The organism is Neoasaia chiangmaiensis, assembly GCF_002005465.1.
Classification (GTDB): Bacteria; Pseudomonadota; Alphaproteobacteria; order Acetobacterales; family Acetobacteraceae; genus Neoasaia; species Neoasaia chiangmaiensis.
Genome location: NZ_CP014691.1, coordinates 2,047,660 through 2,066,084 on the forward strand (window position 1 = coordinate 2,047,660; position 18,425 = coordinate 2,066,084).

General features: G+C 61.9%; 12 protein-coding genes. 3 read left to right on the forward strand and 9 right to left on the reverse strand.

Annotated elements, in window-relative coordinates:
• Positions 1 to 16: 16 nt before the first annotated feature.
• From A0U93_RS09750 to A0U93_RS09785, 8 genes are all read right to left on the reverse strand, one after another.
• A complete protein-coding gene (locus tag A0U93_RS09750) occupies positions 17 to 1,561 on the reverse strand; it encodes a sugar ABC transporter ATP-binding protein (RefSeq protein WP_077807171.1) in 1,545 nt (514 codons plus the stop codon).
• Positions 1,558 to 2,220 carry a DUF2291 family protein gene (locus A0U93_RS09755; protein ID WP_077807172.1) on the reverse strand — a complete coding sequence of 221 codons (663 nt, stop codon included), beginning with the start codon at positions 2,218 to 2,220 and terminating at the stop codon, positions 1,558 to 1,560. The genes A0U93_RS09750 and A0U93_RS09755 overlap by 4 nt, the downstream gene beginning before the upstream one ends.
• A gap of 9 nt (positions 2,221 to 2,229) precedes the next feature.
• The gene (locus A0U93_RS09760; protein WP_077807173.1) at positions 2,230 to 3,090 is read right to left on the reverse strand and encodes a triose-phosphate isomerase; all 861 of its coding nucleotides are present in this window, start codon (positions 3,088 to 3,090) and stop codon (positions 2,230 to 2,232) included.
• A 43-nt stretch (positions 3,091 to 3,133) separates the two neighbouring features.
• Entirely contained in the window at positions 3,134 to 4,069 is a 936-nt protein-coding gene (locus tag A0U93_RS09765; protein ID WP_077807174.1) for a TIM barrel protein, read from the reverse strand.
• A 28-nt stretch (positions 4,070 to 4,097) separates the two neighbouring features.
• Positions 4,098 to 5,603, reverse strand: coding sequence for a glycerol-3-phosphate dehydrogenase (locus A0U93_RS09770; RefSeq protein WP_077807175.1), 1,506 nt, complete (start codon positions 5,601 to 5,603; stop codon positions 4,098 to 4,100).
• The gene (locus A0U93_RS09775) at positions 5,600 to 7,201 is read right to left on the reverse strand and encodes an FGGY-family carbohydrate kinase (protein WP_077807176.1); all 1,602 of its coding nucleotides are present in this window, start codon (positions 7,199 to 7,201) and stop codon (positions 5,600 to 5,602) included. Before A0U93_RS09775 ends, A0U93_RS09770 begins: the two co-directional genes overlap by 4 nt.
• On the reverse strand, positions 7,198 to 8,229 hold the full coding sequence (locus A0U93_RS09780) for a sugar-binding transcriptional regulator (RefSeq protein ID WP_211274000.1): 1,032 nt from the start codon (positions 8,227 to 8,229) through the stop codon (positions 7,198 to 7,200). Before A0U93_RS09780 ends, A0U93_RS09775 begins: the two co-directional genes overlap by 4 nt.
• 327 nt (positions 8,230 to 8,556) lie before the next feature.
• A complete protein-coding gene (locus A0U93_RS09785) occupies positions 8,557 to 9,462 on the reverse strand; it encodes an AraC family transcriptional regulator (protein ID WP_077807177.1) in 906 nt (301 codons plus the stop codon).
• Between the two features lie 477 nt (positions 9,463 to 9,939).
• On the opposite strand from A0U93_RS09785, the gene A0U93_RS09795 reads away from it, so the two are divergent.
• The 3 genes from A0U93_RS09795 to A0U93_RS09805 are packed head-to-tail and all read left to right on the forward strand — an operon-like array spanning position 9,940 to position 15,768.
• A complete protein-coding gene (locus A0U93_RS09795) occupies positions 9,940 to 13,125 on the forward strand; it encodes an efflux RND transporter permease subunit (protein ID WP_077807179.1) in 3,186 nt (1,061 codons plus the stop codon).
• The gene (locus A0U93_RS09800; protein ID WP_077807180.1) at positions 13,118 to 14,299 is read left to right on the forward strand and encodes an efflux RND transporter periplasmic adaptor subunit; all 1,182 of its coding nucleotides are present in this window, start codon (positions 13,118 to 13,120) and stop codon (positions 14,297 to 14,299) included. The genes A0U93_RS09795 and A0U93_RS09800 overlap by 8 nt, the downstream gene beginning before the upstream one ends.
• A 2-nt stretch (positions 14,300 to 14,301) precedes the next feature.
• Complete coding sequence (locus A0U93_RS09805; RefSeq protein WP_077807181.1) at positions 14,302 to 15,768, forward strand: efflux transporter outer membrane subunit; 1,467 nt, start codon at positions 14,302 to 14,304, stop codon at positions 15,766 to 15,768.
• Between the two features lie 367 nt (positions 15,769 to 16,135).
• Here A0U93_RS09805 and A0U93_RS09815 read toward each other — a convergent pair whose 3' ends face one another.
• Entirely contained in the window at positions 16,136 to 18,370 is a 2,235-nt protein-coding gene (locus tag A0U93_RS09815) for a TonB-dependent receptor (RefSeq protein ID WP_245824803.1), read from the reverse strand.
• Positions 18,371 to 18,425 lie beyond the last annotated feature (55 nt).

The following is an 18,425-nucleotide window of genomic DNA, read 5'->3' on the forward strand; positions in this document are numbered from 1 at the left end:
CGTCCTGTTCTGTCCGCTAGGCCGCGACAACCGCTTCGCCGGATGCCGCCATGATGTCGTCCTTGGTCGCGTTCGCATTGAATTGCGCCGCGATCCGCCCGCGCCGCATGACGATGATCCGGTGCGCGATGCTCAGGCACTCGGAGACCTCCGATGTGGTGAACACGACGGCAAGCCCCGCCTCGGCGCGGCGGGAGAGGATGCGGAACACCTCCGTCTTCGCGCCGATATCGATGCCTCGGCTCGGCTCGTCGAGCAGGATCGCCTTTGGCTGGGTCGCCAGCATCTTGCCGATCACCACCTTCTGCTGGTTGCCGCCGGACAGCGATCCGATCGCCGCCGCGCCGCCCGCCGTCTTGATGTGCACGTCCTGGATCGAATGATCGACGAGGCCCCCCTCGCGGCTCGATGACAGGACGAAATGCCGCACGAAGGAAGCGATGCTGGCCAGCGACAGATTGCGCCCGACCGTCATGGTCTGCACCAGCCCGTCACGCTGCCGGTCCTCGGGCACGAGCGCCAGCCCGCGCCCGATCCGCTCGGCGATCGTCAGTTTCCCGACATCCTGGCCCAGCAGCCTGACCGAGCCGGAAAGCGGCGCCACCCGCCCGGCAACGCATTCCAGCAGTTCCGTGCGGCCCGCGCCCATCAGGCCGTAGATGCAGACGATCTCGCCCGCATGCACGTCGAGCGACAGGTGATCGACCACCGGCGGCCCGCCGCGCACCGTGCTGGCGACGGTCAGGTCCTGGATCGACAACACAACGTCACTGAACTCCCGGTGGGCAGGGGGCGAGCCGAGGTCGAAATTCTCGCCCGCCATATGCCGCACGATCCAGGCAAGATCGATATCCGCCACATCCGCGCGCGCCGTCATCGCACCGTCGCGCAGCACGACGGCATGGTCCGTGATATGCAGCGCCTCCTCAAGGTGATGCGAGATATAGACGATCGCCACACCGCGCGATGTCAGGTCATGAACAACGCGAAACAGCAGTTCCACCTCATGCGCGCTCAGGGCGGAGGTTGGCTCGTCCATGATCAGGATGCGGGCATTGATCGACAGCGCGCGGGCGATTTCAACCACCTGCTGCTGGCCGAGGCGCAATTGCTCGACGGGGGTGAGCGGATCGATATCCTGGTTCAGCCCGTCCATGAGCTGGCGGACCTGCCGTTCCTCCTCCGCGAAATCGACACCTCGTGTCGTGCGGATTTCCCGGCCCATGAAAATATTGTCGCGCACGTTGAGGTTGGGCGCGAGCGAGAGCTCCTGATGGATGATGGAAACGCCGCGCGCCCGTGCGTCGGTGGACGATGCGAAGGAGACCGGTTTGCCGTCCAGTTCGATCGTGCCTCCGGTCGGCTGTTCCACACCGGAGAGGATTTTCATCAACGTGGATTTGCCTGCGCCGTTCTCGCCGAACAGCGTGGTGACCTTGCCCCGCCGGATATCGAAGTCGACACCCTTGAGCGCATGCGTGCTGCCATAGATCTTCGTCACGTTGCGGGCCGAAAGCACCGTTTCGTGCGGATCATGGTCCATTTGCAGGGCGACGCTCATGGCGTGCCGACCTGTACCGGCGTCACCAGCCAGTTCTTCGGATTGATGAGCTGAAAGACGCCGACGACCGTGACGTTTTTTCCGGCCAGATTTTTCGTATCGATTTTCGACAGGACCTGCGTCTTCATCTCCTTGTTAAGCGCAGCACCGGCATTCTGATAATCGATCTGATTGGTAAACTGTCCGAACGTTACGGTTCCGGTTGCATCACGCAGGTCGGTGCCATTGATGGCAGGGCCCGTCTGCACCCGGACATGAATATCGTCCGGCAGTCCCGGCACTGTCACGGGATAGACGCCGGAAACGGGCGTGCCGGCCGTTCCGGTGAACTTCACCGAAATTTCCGGACCGATATTGCCGGGCACGCCATACTGGCTGGCGGCCTTGTCCTTATCCGCCATGACGGCCTTGGCAAAGACGGGAGCGTCGACGGCCTTCCTGACGACCTCGGCCTGGATTTTCGGAAATTCCGTTTTGCCGAAAGTCTCCGGCGAGAACGCCACCGCCCCGCCGGACGACGCGCCGATCCGGACAAAATGGGTGCTCAGACCCATCGCCACCAATAGGGCAATCGCGGGAATGGCAATCACGACGCCACGCCGGAGCGGGGATTTCATCATACCCATATCGGTGGGAACCGTTGCGGTTGATAGGCTCATTGCAACCTCCTAGAAAGCTGCGTTCGCGGTGCGTGCGGCTCTCGCTGCCGCCACCTGCGCGACGATGTTCAGATAGCCATCGACGTTCCATGCCGAACGCCCGATGAACAGGCCGTCGATATTTGGGCAGAGCGCCAGTTCCGTGCTGTTACCGGGATTGACCGAGCCGCCGTAGAGACATGGCACGCGCCGTCCGAGAATTTCCGCCGCAACGCCGACGATGCGTGCCTGACGGGCATCCGCGTATTCCGCGCTGGCCGGTATGCCGGCCTCACCGATCGCCCAGATCGGTTCATAGGCGAATAATATCGGCAGATGTCGCGTCTCGGCCGTCACGGCGCCGAGCGCACCTTGTACCTCCCGCGCCAGGATGTCGTCGGCCCTTCCCGCTTCCTTGTCCGCCAGGCTTTCGCCGACGCAGATCAGGGGGATAAGGCCGTGTTTCAGCGCCGCCGCGACTTTCAGCCCGACCGTCTCGTCCGTTTCGCCGAAGAATTCACGACGTTCCGAATGCCCCAGTTCGACGAGATCCAGCCCGCAATCCGTCAGCATCGACGGCGATATCTCCCCCGTCCAGGGGCCGTTTTCCGCCCAGTGCATATTCTGCGCGCCGACCAGGACAGGCAGATCGCGCAGCAGGTGCTTGACCTCACGAACAGCCGTGAACGGCGGGATAACGAAACGTTGTATGGCATCGCCCCAAGGCGCGGCCTTGCGCAGCCCCGCCGCGAAGGCCGTCGCTTCGGCAAGGGTCTTGTTCATTTTCCAGCTCGTTCCGACCCAGAACCGATCGGAACGGTCTTCGCCGGACGTCGCCTGCCGTGTTTCGGGCGTCAGCGAAAAAGACTGGATGTTTGTCTGCCGTGTCATCGGTCTGTCCAACGTGCGATTTCCAGATATTTGTCGTGCATGGCTAACCAACACTCAGGTCATGCGCGCCGGTGTCGATATACGGCGCCCAGAACGCCACGGACTCCGCCAGTTGCGGAATAACCTGCCGATCCGTGGGTTCGCGTTCGCGAAACGACAGTTCGAGACAGATTTCGTTGTTTTCCGCGCCGCCATCACGTAGCGCCGCAAGGAGTTGTCGCGGCTCGATCCGTCCGCGCGCATTGAATTCCGCCGTGAACGGGCGATGACCGCCCTTGTCCATCAGGGATTGCTTGATGTGGATGATGGGCGAATGACGCGGAACGGCCCGCGCCCACGCATACGGATCGTAATCGTCCGGATCGGCGCTCGTGACATCGCCGTGGTCGATATCGGCCATCATTTTCAGGGGAATGGCCAGTCCGGCGCGATCCAGCCGCTCCTGAAGCGCGCAGGCCTGTGCGATCGTCTCGCCGAACTCCCGGCCGACGGACATCGGCTCCCAGAAAAGATAGCGCAAACCCGCCGCCTTCGCCGTCTCCGCGACCTCGCCCCAGCAGTCGATGGCCGTCCGTACGGCGCTCTCGCGTCGCTCCGGATCGTCGAAATCGCGATAGGCCAGAATGGCGAATTGCGTGCCGATGGACGTGCCGCCAAGATCGGCGATGATATCGGCAAACCGTTGAAACCAGCCGATGTAATAGCGACGCACCGCCGCATCCGGCGCCCCGAAATGGCTCAGGCGACCGGAAGGGCCGGTCATGCCGGAGGTGATGCGCACGCCGGTCAGCATCTGCGCGCGCTGCATCTGCCGCGTGATGTGCCGGATCGTTTCCGCCGGCCACGCGGGATTGACGAATTCATGCGTCAGCTGCACGTCACGCACGCGGATATCACGCGCGATGGTGGTCAGCAGATCGTCCGGCGCCGCAAAGCGGTTCACCAACGGATTGGTGTTGATCGACAAGCTCAGCGCCATGTCACGCTCTCCCCTTCCGTGCCGATGTTCATGCCGCGTGCCGTATCTGGCGTTCGAACCACTGGCTGAGCGCCGCTTTTTCATCGTCGCTCATGAACATGCCCTGCTTCGTGCGACGAATGAGGATATCGTCCGCCGTTTCGGCCCATTCCTCGTCGATCAGATACCGGACTTCCGCCTCGTAAAGCTGCGCGCCGAAATATTGTCCCAGCCCCGCCAGATCGCGGGCGGCACCAAGTATCCTGCCGGTCAGCATGCCGTAGGTCCGCGCGTAATGCGCCAGAACATCGCGCGGCAGCCACGGCGCGATCTCACGCAGTTTCTCGTCGAAGAGAACCGGATCGCCTTCGGGAATATTGCCGCCCGGCAGGAAGCTTTTCGCTGTCCAGTCCTTGCCCATATCCGGAAAGAACGGCTGCAATTTCTGCACCGCATGCTCGGCAAGCTTGCGAAAGGTCGTGATCTTTCCGCCGAAAACATTCAGCAGCGGCCCGCCATCGACCACTTCGAGATCGAGCACGTAGTCGCGCGTGACGGCAGAGGGATTGCCCTTCCCGTCGTCGTAAAGGGGACGCACGCCGGAAAAGCCGAGCAGGATATCGTCCCGACGCAGTTTCTGTTTGAAGTAGCGATTGACCGCCTTCAGCAGGTAATCGATCTCGCCCTCGTCGATCGCGACATCCTCGGGCCGCCCGTCATAGGGAATATCGGTCGTGCCGATCAACGCGCGGTCGCCTTCATAGGGATTGATGAAAATCACGCGCTTGTCGTGGTTCTGCACCAGATAGGCCTGCGGCCCCTCCCAGAATTTCGGCACGACGATATGGCTGCCTTTCACAAGGCGCACCTTGCGTGGAGAAGCCCCGCCCTCGACACGCCCGATCACGTCACGGACCCACGGTCCGGACGCATTGACCAATGCGCGCGCCTGTACCTGCCGTCTGGCGCCGGTGCGCTGGTCCGTGATCTCGATATGCCACGTGTTTCCGGTCCGCACCGCCCCGGTCATGGCCGTGCGGGTCATGACGGTCGCGCCGAGACGGGCCGCATCCACCGCGTTGAGCACCACCAGACGCGCATCGTCCACCCAGCAATCCGAATATTCGAATCCCTTGCGGAAACGCTTCAGGATCGCGGCACCTTCAGGATCGCGCCGCAGGTCCAGAACCCGCGTTCCCGGCAACCGCTTGCGACCGCCCAGATGATCGTAAAGGAACAGCCCAAGCCGGACGAGCCACGCGGGGCGGTCGTCCGGGCTGTGTGGCAGGACGAACCGCATCGGCCAGATGATATGCGGCGCGCTGGCCAGCAGGACCTCCCGTTCGATCAGCGCCTCGCGCACCAGCCTGAATTCGTAATATTCCAGATAGCGCAAGCCGCCATGCACGAGCTTGCCGGAGCGCGAGGATGTGCCCTCGGCCAGATCGCCCTTTTCGCAAAGCGCGACCGACAGGCCGCGCCCCGCCGCATCCCGGGCAATGCCGCATCCATTGACGCCACCGCCCACGACGAAAAGATCGAATACCTCGCTCATGCGAGCCTCTTCTGCTGATCGGGAAAATTATTGCCGCTGCCAAGCGACGCGGGCGTCATTATGTCCCAGACGGGCGCGAGGCTTTCGCGCGCCTGCCGATAGGCCTGGAAACTCCGGCCATACAGCGCCGCCAGCGCCGGATCGGGCAGTTCGATGGCGCCCAGTCGCGGTGTCACCCAGTCATCCAGACAGTCGTCCATGGTGGCATAGGCGCCGATGGCGACAGCCGCGACCATGGCCGCGCCAGCCGCGCCGGCCTCCTCGCGATCCGTCACGCGGACGGGTGTGCCGAGCGTCGAGGACAGGATGCTCCGCAACGCGCGTGAGCGCACGGCACCCCCCGTCAGCCGCACCTCACGCGGGATCGGCCCCATGGCTTCGTAACAATCGCGGGCGGCCATTCCCAGCCCTTCCGCCGCGGCGCGGACGATATCGGCAAAGCGATGCTCGTCCGTCAGCCCGATGATCGAGGCGCGCGCGGCGGGGTTGACGAAGGGCCCGCGCTCCCCGGCTTTCGAGATATAGGGATGGTAGATCAACTCGCCCGGCCTGCCCGCCAGCAACCATTCGTTGATATGCGGAACGAGGTCGGCTTTGGTCACCTCCGGGTAGAGATGGGAAACGAGGTCGCTGGCGAGATGCAGGAGCCAGTCGATATTCAGCGTGGACGCCATGTTCGACTGGATCTGCGCCACCATGCCCGGCACGGGCAGGGGAATGACATAACCGGTCCGGTCCTGGTTCAGCTGCACCGCTTCGGCAGGCATGGCGCGCATATGCATGCCCGTCGATCCGACGATCGAACATGCCGATTGCGCGCCACGCGTGTAGATGCCCGCACCCAATGCGGTCGAGACGATATCGACGAAGCCCAGACAGACCGGCGTCCCGGCCAGCAATCCCGTCTCGCGCGCCGCTTTCGCCGAGAGCGGTTCGCTCGATTGCGTCCCGTCTATGATGTCAGGCAGCAGATGACGCCACGCCCGCAATCCCAACGCGTCGATTACCGACTCATCATAGCTGCGTTTGCGAAAATCGCCGAAGGTGAAGCTGGTCTCGGATGGATCCACGCGCCGCTGGCCGGTGAGCTTGAGATACAGCCAGTCCTTGCAATGCAGCGCAACCTCCGACCTGCGCAGGAGGTCCGGCGACGTCGCGGCCATATGTGCCAGTTGCGCGCCCTGCTGGCAGGCCGCAAGGCCGGTGCCGGTGGCGTCGAAGCGGCCCCGATCGGCGAATGTCGAGCGCAACTGGTTGACGGTCGGCGCGGCACGCGCGTCCAGCCATAACCACGCATCGCAGACCGGTTCGTCATCCGCGCCGACCAGCCATGTGCCATCGCCCTGCCCGGTCACGGCAATGGCGGCGCAACGGGACGGCAGATTATCGATCTTTTCGCCTAACTGGCGCAGGGCGCGCGCGCAATCCTCCCATGTCTGGCCGAGGGATTGCGTCACGGCACCGCCCTGGCCCGCGACATAGCGGTTCGGCGCGGCGGCGCAGGCTATCTGTTCGCCACTGAAACTATAGGCGATGGCCTTGATGACGGATGTTCCGGCATCGATGCCCACCAGCAAATCGGCCCGTGTCTGTTTCATGGTGATATCTCGACTGGACGGCTCGACATGACCGATGATCGCGCCATTCGGCGATCTCCGGCCGTATCCGTCATGGCAGGAGGAATGCTCAGGACGCGGGCCGTTGTTTCATCCGTGATGAGGCCCGACAGAAGCCCGCTCTTCAGCACGGACCGGAGGGCCGCGACCTTGCCCTCACCGCCCGCGATGGCGACGACGCGGCGATCGCGCAGGGCTGAAGCGGGCATGGACAGGATGCGTGCCGAAAGCGGTGTTTCGACGATCGCCCCGGCAGCATCGAAAAAATGCCCCAGCATTTCGCCGACACCGCCTAGCGCGACCACGTGGGCCATGTCATCGGGCGAAACGATCCGGGACGAGACAAGCTGGCCCTCGATATCCGCCGCGCCAATGCCGACGACCATCAGGCTTGCTGAATCCGCCATCGCCAGAACCTCCCGCACGCCCCGTTGGGCGAGGATCACCGCACGATCCTCCGGCGTATTGGCGAAGAACGGCGCAGGCATCGCATAGGCTTCGGCCCCTGTTTTCTCGGCGAGCCGGTGCATGACGTCGAAAGGATTTGCCGCGTAGTTGCGCGTCAGACCGCCGAGCAGCGAGACGAACCGCACATCTTTCGCCGCGATGCGCGACATGGCGGTCACCGCCGCCGCCAGGGAACGACCATTGCCAATGCCGATGACCGTGCTGGACGCCTTGTCGATTTCCGCATGCAGGAACGTGGCGCCCGCCGCGCCCAACGCCGTCAGCGGCAAGCCGGTCTCGTGCAGGTCGGGCACGACCTGGCACATCGTCAGGCTGTACAGACCACAAAGAGCATTTTCCAGGGCGACGCATTCGACGATGTCGCCTTCGACACGCACCTTGATCGCACCGCTCTGCTGCGCCCGTGCGATCAGCCGGTGCGCCTTGACGCCTGGAATTCCCAGCCGCGTCGCCACTTCCGCCTGCGTCATGCCGCCGACATAGTGCAGCCAGGCGGCGCGGATCGACTGACCTTCCTCAGCGTTGCGTGACATATGGCTCATCAGCCTCCCACTGGGACATGTGATAAATTCCAGTGGGTGAAACTTATTTCATAACACTCGTTATGTTCAACCTAACGTTCTAACTGTTATTTTCACGTTTGCGTGTTTCCGAAATGCGGACTGAATCTATCGCGGTCTCAGAGAACAACCCCCGAATATGCTGGCGACACGGACGACTGTCTTCGTCGCGCGGCGCGTCATGATCGGTGCGTGTTATCTGAACGGCGCCTGACATCGTCCATATGGGTAGTTAAGGACAGCGATCGTCTGATCCGGCGTTGAAACGGGTCCGGACTCTCTGACGCGTCTGCGCGGATAATGCTTCGATCAGGCAGAAACCGCCTGACCGCCCGCAAGCCGAATGGCGTGCGCATCACGGGCCGGTGGAACGCCGAACATACGCCGGTATTCGCGACTGAACTGCGACGGGCTGTCATATCCCACGGCAAATCCTGCTTCGGCAGCATCGACAGTGGCACTCAGGAGCTGTCGACGCGCCTCCTGCAAGCGCAGACGCGTGCGGTATTGCAATGGGCTCATCATGGTGGCGGCACGAAAATGCCGATGGAATGACGACGGACTCATGCCGGCGATCCGGGCGACGGTGGCGATATCGAACGCCTCCATATAATGGGTGCGTATCCAGCCGATCGCACGATTGAGTTGCGACAGATTGCTTCCCGCAGTGGCGATCTGTCGCAGGACATACCCCTGCGGCCCTTGCAGCAGTCGATAGAGAAGTTCGCGGATGATGGCGGGTTGGAGGATCGGAATATCCTGCGGATTTTCCAGCAGCCCGACAAGACGCGTAACAGGATCGAGGATATCGATGGTCAGGGCGCTGACGGTCATGCATGACGGGCAGGCCGTTCCCGTGGCGGGAAAGGCGTTTTTCATCTCCAGCAGCAAATCCGCAATCTGTGCGGGATTCAGCGAAAGGCAGAGTGCGAGATAAGGCTTGCCCGGCGAAGCCTGCGTGATGCGCCCGGTGACCGGAAGATCGACGGCCGTCACGAGATATTTGCTGGCATCGTAATCGAACACCTGATCGCACAGCATGACCTGTTTCGAACCCTGTACGATGACGCAAAAGCGCGGTTCGTAGACAACATCCGCAGGCGTCGTGGGCGCATCGGCGCGAAACAGCATCAATCCCGGAACAACCGAGCGCGTGGTGGGCTCGACGCAGTGCCGGTCGATCGTGTCACGCAGCCGCAACAGCATCTCATGCATGGGGAATATTCCGGTTTCCGTTCAATCGGACGAAGCGCCCATAGTATAATCATGCCTGATCCGGCCAAAAGAATAGCAGGGCAATTCTGGTCGGATTGTGCAAGCATATGATCGGATCGGGCATCATTCCATATCCTGCGAGCGACGTCTTGCAGCAAAGTCCTATGTCCGGCGGGACTTTTTCGATCCTTTTTGGTCAGCATGGACATTCCATTGCCGACGGTGCGGCAGGATCGTGCAATCATCTGATCGGATTGCTCTACCGGCGCACATCAATGCGGTTGCATGATCCGCCCACGCCGTGAATTGCGGAGCAGGTCGAAATGGCGCCGGATGTCTCCGACGCCGTGACGGGCACGCGACACGGCACTCTGACTGTCATGGCGAAAAGCTTGCCGATTTGTCCGCGCACCGCGCTGCGCCGGACAAGCGGGATGTGGATTCCGCATTCCAAAGCCATCCGAATAGAGACATTCAATGGGGATCGTCGCCTTTGCGCTACGGCGGCCTTACACGTTCCTTGTCGCGGGAGTCCTGATCCTGCTTCTGGGCGTGACAGCCGTCTTCCGAACACCGACCGATGTGTTTCCGAACATCGACATCCCGGTCGTGACCGTCGTCTGGTATTATGACGGGCTGGACGCCACCGAGACCGAGAAGCGGATCAGCACCTATACGGAATTTTCCGAAAGCTTCTTCGTCAACAACCTCCGCACCATCGAGAGCCAGACCACGCCAGGCCTCGTTCTGCAGAAACTGTATTTCCAGCCCGGCGTGAACGTCGATCTCGCCGTGGCGCAGACCGTTTCGGCAACGAACTCAATTCGCGCCCTGCTGCCACCGGGCGTTCAGCCGCCGATCATCATGCAATACAGCGCATCCAGCGTGCCGGTCCTCCAGCTTTCCCTCTCCTCGGAAAAGCTGACCGAAAGCGAACTTTACGACTACGGGATATATCGTGTGCGCCAGCAGCTCGCGCCCATTCCCGGAACGATGCTGCCGCCACCCTATGGCGGAAAAATCCGACAGGTGATGGTCGATATCGATGCGACGAAACTGGCCGGCGTGGGTCTGACACCACTCGACGTTTCCAACGCAATCAATGTCCAGAACCTGACCTTGCCCGGTGGAACGGTGAAATTCGGCCCGACGCAATATGACGTGCGCATGAATGGCATGCCGGATGTCGCTGCGCGCCTGAACGACGTGCCGCTCAAGCGCGACCCGAAAACCGGCGCCATCGTGCGCATCGCCGACGTGGCGCAGGTGCGCGATGGCACGGCGGTGCAACAGAACGTGGTGCGCCGCGAAGGCCGCCGCTCGGTGCTGCTGTCGATCATGAAGGCGGGCGATGCCTCGACATTGAATGTCGTCAACGCCATCCGCAATCAGGTTCTGCCGGTCACGCGGGCAGCAGCCCCGGCAGGCATGAAAATCGAGGAGTTGTTCGACCAGTCGCTGTTCGTGAAAGCGGCCATCACAGGCGTGGCGTCCGAAGCGGTGATCGCCGGGCTCCTGACGGCCGTGATGATCCTGGCATTTCTGGCCAGCTGGCGCTCGACGCTGATCGTGGCGGTGTCCATTCCGCTGGCGATCCTCTCCTCCATCGCCGTCCTGTCCTGGACTGGCGAGACGCTGAACCTCATGACGCTCGGCGGCCTGGCACTGGCGGTCGGTATTCTGGTGGACGACGCGACCGTCACCATCGAGAACATCCACCGTATCCGCCATGACGGCGTGGAGCTGCGTCAGGCCGTGCTCGACGGCGCGGCGGGTATCGCCCTGCCGACGCTGGTCTCGACGCTGGCGATTTCCAGCGTGTTCGTATCGGTTGAATTTCTTGTCGGACCATCACGCTTCTTGTTCACGCCGATGGCCCTGGCCGTGGTCTATGCCATGCTGGCGTCCTACGCGATCAGCCGGACACTGGTGCCGATTTTCGCGGCGCTGCTCCTGCGCTCCGAGGAGCGCCAGGCCGCCAGACGACGCGCCGCGGGATTGCCGCCAGATTGGATCACGCGCTTCGGTCTGGCGTTCGACCGGCGCTTCGACCGGTTCCGGGACGGGTATGTCCATCGGCTGCACGGGCTGATCGAAAGCGGCTGGAAAGTCCCGCTGTTCGCGGGCGTCACCATGACGGCCGCGGTCATCCTCGCGACGCAGGTGGGGCAGGATTTCTTTCCCGCCATCGATGCCGGCGAATTCAAGCTGCATGTCCGCGCGCCTGAAGGCACACGCATCGAGACGACGGAGCGGCTGTTCGATCGGGTCGAGGATGTCATCCGCAGTGTCGTACCCGAACGTGAACGCGCGCTCATCCTCGATAATATGGGCATCCCGTTCCGCTACTCCATGCCGTTCGACGACGGCACCACGGTCGGCCCCAATGACGGGCAGATCATGGTCGCACTCAAGGAGGGGCACCGTCCCACGGCGGACTATATCCGCACGCTCCGGACGGAGCTGACGCGACGCTTTCCGGAATGCGTGTTCTATTTCCAGCCTGCCGACATCGTGACGCAGATCCTGAATTTCGGCTTGCCGGCACAGGTGGATATTCGCGTGTCCGGATACGATGCGGCGAACAACCGCAAGGTCATGCAAGAGGTGCGGCAGGAGGTTGCGCGTATTCCGGGACTGGTGGACGTGCATCTGCACCAGCAGATCGCAGCCCCCGAACTGGCTGTGGCGATCGATCGCGAACGGTCGCTCGACCTTGGGCTGACACTTAACGACGTGGCGCGCAACGTAATGGTGTCGCTTGCGTCGTCCAATACCGTCACGCCCAATTTCTGGGTCGATCCGGCAACGGGCATCCAATACCCTCTGGCGGTGCAGACCCCGCAATATCGCGTCAACAATCTGGGTGACCTGCGCAATACCGTGATCGCGTCCGCTGTGGGCGCGCAACGCTCTTCGGCATTGTTGAACAACGTCGCGACCATCAGGCGTGGCATGTCCCAGAACGTCATTTCCCACAGCAACATCCAGCCGACGCTGGATGTGGATGCCAGCGCGGAGGGGCGGGATCTGGGCAGCATCGCGCGTGATATCGACCGGGTGATCGCGCGTCATCGTGGCGAGCTTTCGCCCGGCAACGTGATTGCCGTGCAGGGCCAGATCGAGAGCATGCGTTCCGCTTTCGCCCGGCTGGGGATCGGTCTGATGGTGGCCGCGATCGCCGTCTATCTGCTGATGGTGGTCAATTTCCAGTCGTTCATGGACCCGTTCGTGGTGGTGCTCGGCCTGCCGGGCGCGATGTGCGGGATCGTGTTCATGCTGTTCGTCACGGGCACGACGTTCTCCGTGCCGTCATTGATGGGCGCGATCATGAGCGTCGGCGTGGCAAGCGCGAACTCGATCCTGCTGGTGACCTTCGCCAAGGAGCGCCGCGCCGAAGGCATGAGCGCCGTCGAGGCCGCCATTGCCGCCGGTCAGGCCCGATTACGGCCGATCCTGATGACATCGCTGGCGATGGTGATCGGCATGTTGCCGATGTCGCTCGGGCTGGGCGATGGCGGCGAGCAGAACGCTCCGCTGGGACGCGCCGTCATTGGCGGGCTGATGGTGGGCACCTGCGCCACGCTGTTCATCGTCCCGTGGCTCTATACACGCCTGAGAAAACGAGAAAGCCGCATTCTTGAGGAATACAGTCATGTCTGATCCCGTCCTCTCCCGGACCGGCGACCGTGAAGAACGGCGCGGTCGTCCCGTCGCCCCCTTCGTGGGTCTCGGTGTCGTTCTTCTCCTGGGCTACGGCATCTACGCCCATGTGGAACGCGGCATCGCCGTGCGCGCCCTGGCGGATGTCCGCCAGAACCAGTTGCCCGATGTCGGCTATGTTGTGGCACGCGTGGAGACGGCACCCGTCGCCCTCGATCTTCCCGGTGAGACGGCGCCGCAGGAGACGGCCGCCATCGGCGCACGGGCATCGGGCTACGTGGCGGAACGGCGCGTCGATATCGGCGCGCATGTGAAAGCGGGCGATGTGCTGGCCATCATCCACGCACCGGAACTGGACCGTCAGGTGGCGCATGCGCAGGCCGCCCTGGCACAGGCCCGGGCCAATCTCGATCTTGCCCGCGTGACGGCGCGCCGGTCGGGCGGGCTTGTCGGCGGCGGCGCGGTCAGCAAGCAGAATTTCGATACCGATCGTATCACGCAGCAGGCGCAGGACGCCGCACGCGCCGCCGCCGATGCGGCGCTGGCCGAGACGGCGCAACGGCGCGCCTATACGACGATCACGGCGCCGTTCGATGGTGTCGTCACCGTGCGCAATGTGGAAGTCGGCGATCTCGTCAGCGCGGACAACGCGCAGGCCGCGCCACTGTTCGTGGTGACACGCACGGACCGGCTGCGCGTGCGGGTGCATGTGCCGCAGGAGGAAGCCGGCACGGTGCATGTCGGCACGCCCGTCAGCCTGACGGTGCCGGATCGGCCCGACGGAAGCTTCACAGGCACGGTGACGCGCACGGGCCATGCACTGGAACGTGACAGCCGGATGCTGCCGGTCGAGATCGAACTCGACAATCGCGAAGGCAAACTGGCGGCGGGCATTTACGGCGTCATTCATTTCGACCTGCCCCGACCGACGCCGACAATCCTGATCCCCGCGGAATCGCTGATCTACAACGCCGATGGATTATCGGTCGCCACGGTGGACGACGACAATCGGATTCGCCTCCACAAGGTGACGGTCGGGCGCGACTACGGCGACCGGATCGAAATTCAGGGCGGCCTGCCGGATGGCAGCCGACTGGTCATGCATCCGCCATCGGCCCTGGCCGACGGCCGTCGCGTAGTGCCACACGACGCGAACGCGACGAAGGGAGCGTAACGATGCGCGCCTTCATCAGACAACTCGGCACAGGCGCCTTGCTGTTGCTCGGCGGCTGCACGATGATCCCGGCCTATCATCGCCCCGCGGCCCCCGTCGCAGCGACATGGCCTGGTGAAACCGCTTCGCATACGGATCCGGGGGTCGCCGGTTTTGACGACTGGCGGACGTTTTACCGGGACCCGGTCTTGCAGACGTTGATCGCCACGGCGTTGAGCAACAACCGCGATCTTGAGATCGCGCAGCATCAGGTCGAAGCATCGAGCGCACAATTCGATATCGAGAATGCCGCGCTGTTTCCGACATTGAACGGCACAGCCGGCGCGAACGTGCAGAAAATGAACTCTCGCATCTGGAGCCTTTCCCAGGGCAACGGCCCGTTCTACATGCGACAGTATGCTGTCGGGTTCGGCGTCTCGGCATATGAGATCGACTTGTGGGGACGCATCCGCTCGGCCTCACATGCCTCATTCGACCGCTACGTCGCCGATGCACTCGGGCGCGAGAGCATGCGCCTGAGCATCATCGCCAGCGTGTCGACGGCGATGCTGAACTGGGTCGCCAATAACCAGGCACTTCTGGTCACGCGGAACGTGCTCGACAACCGCCGTCACACCTACGACCTCGTTCAGCAGACGGCGAATATTGGTTCGGGAACGCAGCTCGACGTCGCGGAAGCGGAGTCCGCCTTGCGCGACGCCGAGACCAATCTCCAGATTTATACGCGCCAACGCGAACAGGCGATGAACCAGCTTGAACTGCTGGTCGGCACGCCGCTGGATGCCGCAACACGCGCGGCGCTGGAACGCAAGTCCTCGCTTGAAGGCATCGCGCCCTTTCCCGACGTGCCGGAAGGGTTGCCGTCGGACATGATCGCACGACGACCTGATATTCTTTCCGCCGAACAAACATTACGTGCCGCCAACGACGACATCGGCGCCGCCCGTGCCGAATTTTTCCCGAAAATCCAGATTACGGCCGCCAATGGAACAGCGAGCAACAATATCACACGGCTTTTCCAGAGCGGCATGGGCGCGTGGAATGTGGCGCCGCAGATCACGCTGCCCCTGTTCGATGCCGGGCGTCTGACGGCGCAACTGCATCAGGCGAAAGCGCGCAAGAAAGAGGAAATCGCGCGGTACGAAAAGACGGTGCAGACCGCGTTCCGGGAAGTGGCGGACGCACTGGCCGGGCGCGGGACCTATCTGGAGCAACTCCGTGCACAGGTCGCACTGGTCGAAGCGAGCAGCCGGCAATATCGGCTGGCGCTGGCCCGGTTCAAGGGCGGTTACGACCCCTATCTCGACACGCTTGTCGCGCAACGAACGCTTTATGCGGCGCAGCTTGGCGCCATCACCACGCGCCTGCAACAGATCTCCAACGCCGTGACACTCTACAAGACATTGGGTGGCGGATGGAGCGAGACAGTCGCGCCACGCAGAAGTCCGATAACGGACCATCTGCTCTGACGGAGTACGGTAAAGCGACGGTCGGTCGGCTTGCCGACCACCGACGATCCGTTTTATCCAAAAGGCGAACGTCGTCAGGCGTGATGTCCAAATTCTCGCACGGCTCTGCAAGCACATGTTTCAAAACGCGATGATCATTTGCGGCACAGTCCATATCTTCAGGACGCACCTCGACATCCTCAATCAGACGAAGCGGATGCGTCTTGCTCTGGGCCAGACGAACGTGCAAGGCCTCCAAGCAGCTTTGCGGGATGGAACGGAGGGCCGGTCTTAAAAGAAAAATTCGCCAAACCGGACGTCCGCCCCGACGACACAAAATCTCAGTTTCTATCGACAGCCGAACAAACCGCCGGAGAAAAACTGACGATCAGAAATCGGCGCTAATCGTCCCGAAGAACTGCCGTGGCGCACCGAGCACGACCGACTGATAGTCGCCCGTAAGTGGGAAGCCATTCTGGCCCATGGTCGAAATGTAGTGCTCGTTGGCGAGATTATAGACATTCAGATCGAGCGTGACTTTATGCACGATCCGTGTCTGCAAGCGGTGCGCAAGCAGGCGGGTAAGGTCGTAACGGATGCCGGCATTGGCAAGCCAGTAGGCCGGCACTTTCTCGTCACCCGTATAGCTCAGGTTTCGTGTCCCGATATATTGCGCGTCGATATGGAAAAAAGCTTCGTGCAGGGAATAGGCAAGCTGTCCCTTCCAGGAAAGGCGGGGATAGGCTACGACCTGTTGTCCTTTGACGGCGTAGGTTTGCACGCCGCTTGAGGTCGTTTGCGTCACGTCGTTCGAATAAGTGGCGTGATCGTAACTGATGCTGCTGGCGAGCGATAATCCATGCAGTGGCCTGAGTTCAAAACCGGCGTCTACGCCATTCATGGCGACATCGCCGACGTTCTTGATGACCGTATAAGGATTATTCGGATTACCTGTTGAGATTTGCTGAAGGCGGTTCGAGAAGTCTGTGTGGTATGCATAGACGTTCCCGGTGAAGATGTGGCTCGTGTAGCGGTAACCGACGGCATAATTCCAGTCTGTCTCGGATGTGAGGCCAGCGCGACTGGCTTCGAAAGCAGCCTGGGTTGTCGCAAATGGTGAGGCGCCGCCGTTATAGCCCGCGACGGGAAGCACTTTCACATTATTCGCGACATCGAAATAAAATTGGTGACCAGGCAGAAAAGTCCATTCGCCGCTGACATGCGGCAGGAAAGGCTTCGTTGTCGTCACCCCGTCTCCCCCGGCGATTGCCGTCGTGCGCGTATAGGGTTCCCAGTTCGCCAGTGCGCCGACCCGTGTCGTGTTGATAACGGAACGGAAACCGGCATGAAGCGCGATCTGCGATGTTAGATGATATGTATCCTGGACATAGCCGACAAATGTGTTCGTATTGAAAATCTGATTATATTCCGTACGATAGGGCGAGGTCAGATGCATTCCGTCCACAGGCCGTGCCGTGCCATTCAGGACATCTTCAAGCAATGGCTCGTCGTATGCGCGTTTGTCGGCATCGAATTTCGTGTTTTCGTACCAGACGCCCCCGTTGATTTCGTTTCCCGCGATCGAATAACTCAATGACGAGAGAATACCGAAGCGTTGCGTACTGGGAATGGTCGCCTGTTCAACGAAAGGCGCGCCGGTTGTCGAACTCAGAAGGGGACTTGTGACGGTTCCGATCTGATAACTGCTATGACCGTAGGCTGTCGTATTCCAGCGAAGGTTATCCGTCAGGGCAAGGTCAGCATGAATATTTCCGAAATATTGCTGCTGGTTACCCGCACCGTCGAAGAACGAGGCGGTATAGGGGCTTGTGAGACGCTGATAGGCTGCGGGCACCGCGCCGCCGGGCCGGCCATTGGCAGCGAGAGCCAGCCGATAGGCGACTTCGTACCCATTGGGGGTGCCTTCAAGGTTGTCGATGCCGTAACCGCCATGATGGAACATGTTCAGGTTGTAATCCTGGTAATTTTGCATCGCCTGATCGGCCCAGTCGAAAAAGGCCGAAATATTGCTGTCATGGCCGATCGGCTGAACGAGTTTCGCGTTGACCTGCTGTTCGAACTGATCCTGCCCGCCGCGCCATTTGGATGTGTCGTTACGGGCGTAGGAGACGTAGAATCGTGTTCCGGTGCGGTTCAGGTCGCCGCTATCGCCGCGCACAAAGGTGTGGAACATCTCATTGCTTCCGAAGGTCTGCACAATGCGGGCGCCGGCCTTATGCGACGGATCGCGGGAAACGAACTGTACTGTTCCGCCGAGGTTACTGATGCTCGCCGCACCCTCCGAGCCGGCTGAAGCGGAAACGTCGATCCGCTCGATATTTTCCGAGGAAATTGCCACGGCGGGGTTGAGGCCGTTGTTATTGTTCCAAAGCTGGCTGCCGAGTGGTACGCCATCGAGGGTGAAGCCGATCTGGGTCTGGTCGAACCCATGCATGAGGAATGACTGTCCCCAAAGGTTGAGTCCCTGCGGATCGGCAGAATTATAGATCACGCCCGGCAGTGTCGTCAGCGCCTTGAGTGCATTCGTTCCCGGCGCGTAATTGGCGATCGTGCGTGAACTGATCGGCGTGACGACCCAGTTCGCCTGGCGTTGCGCGTGCACAAGGACCGTCTCGCCTCGAGGCGACTGCTTCACGGCTGGTCGCGAAGTATCATTA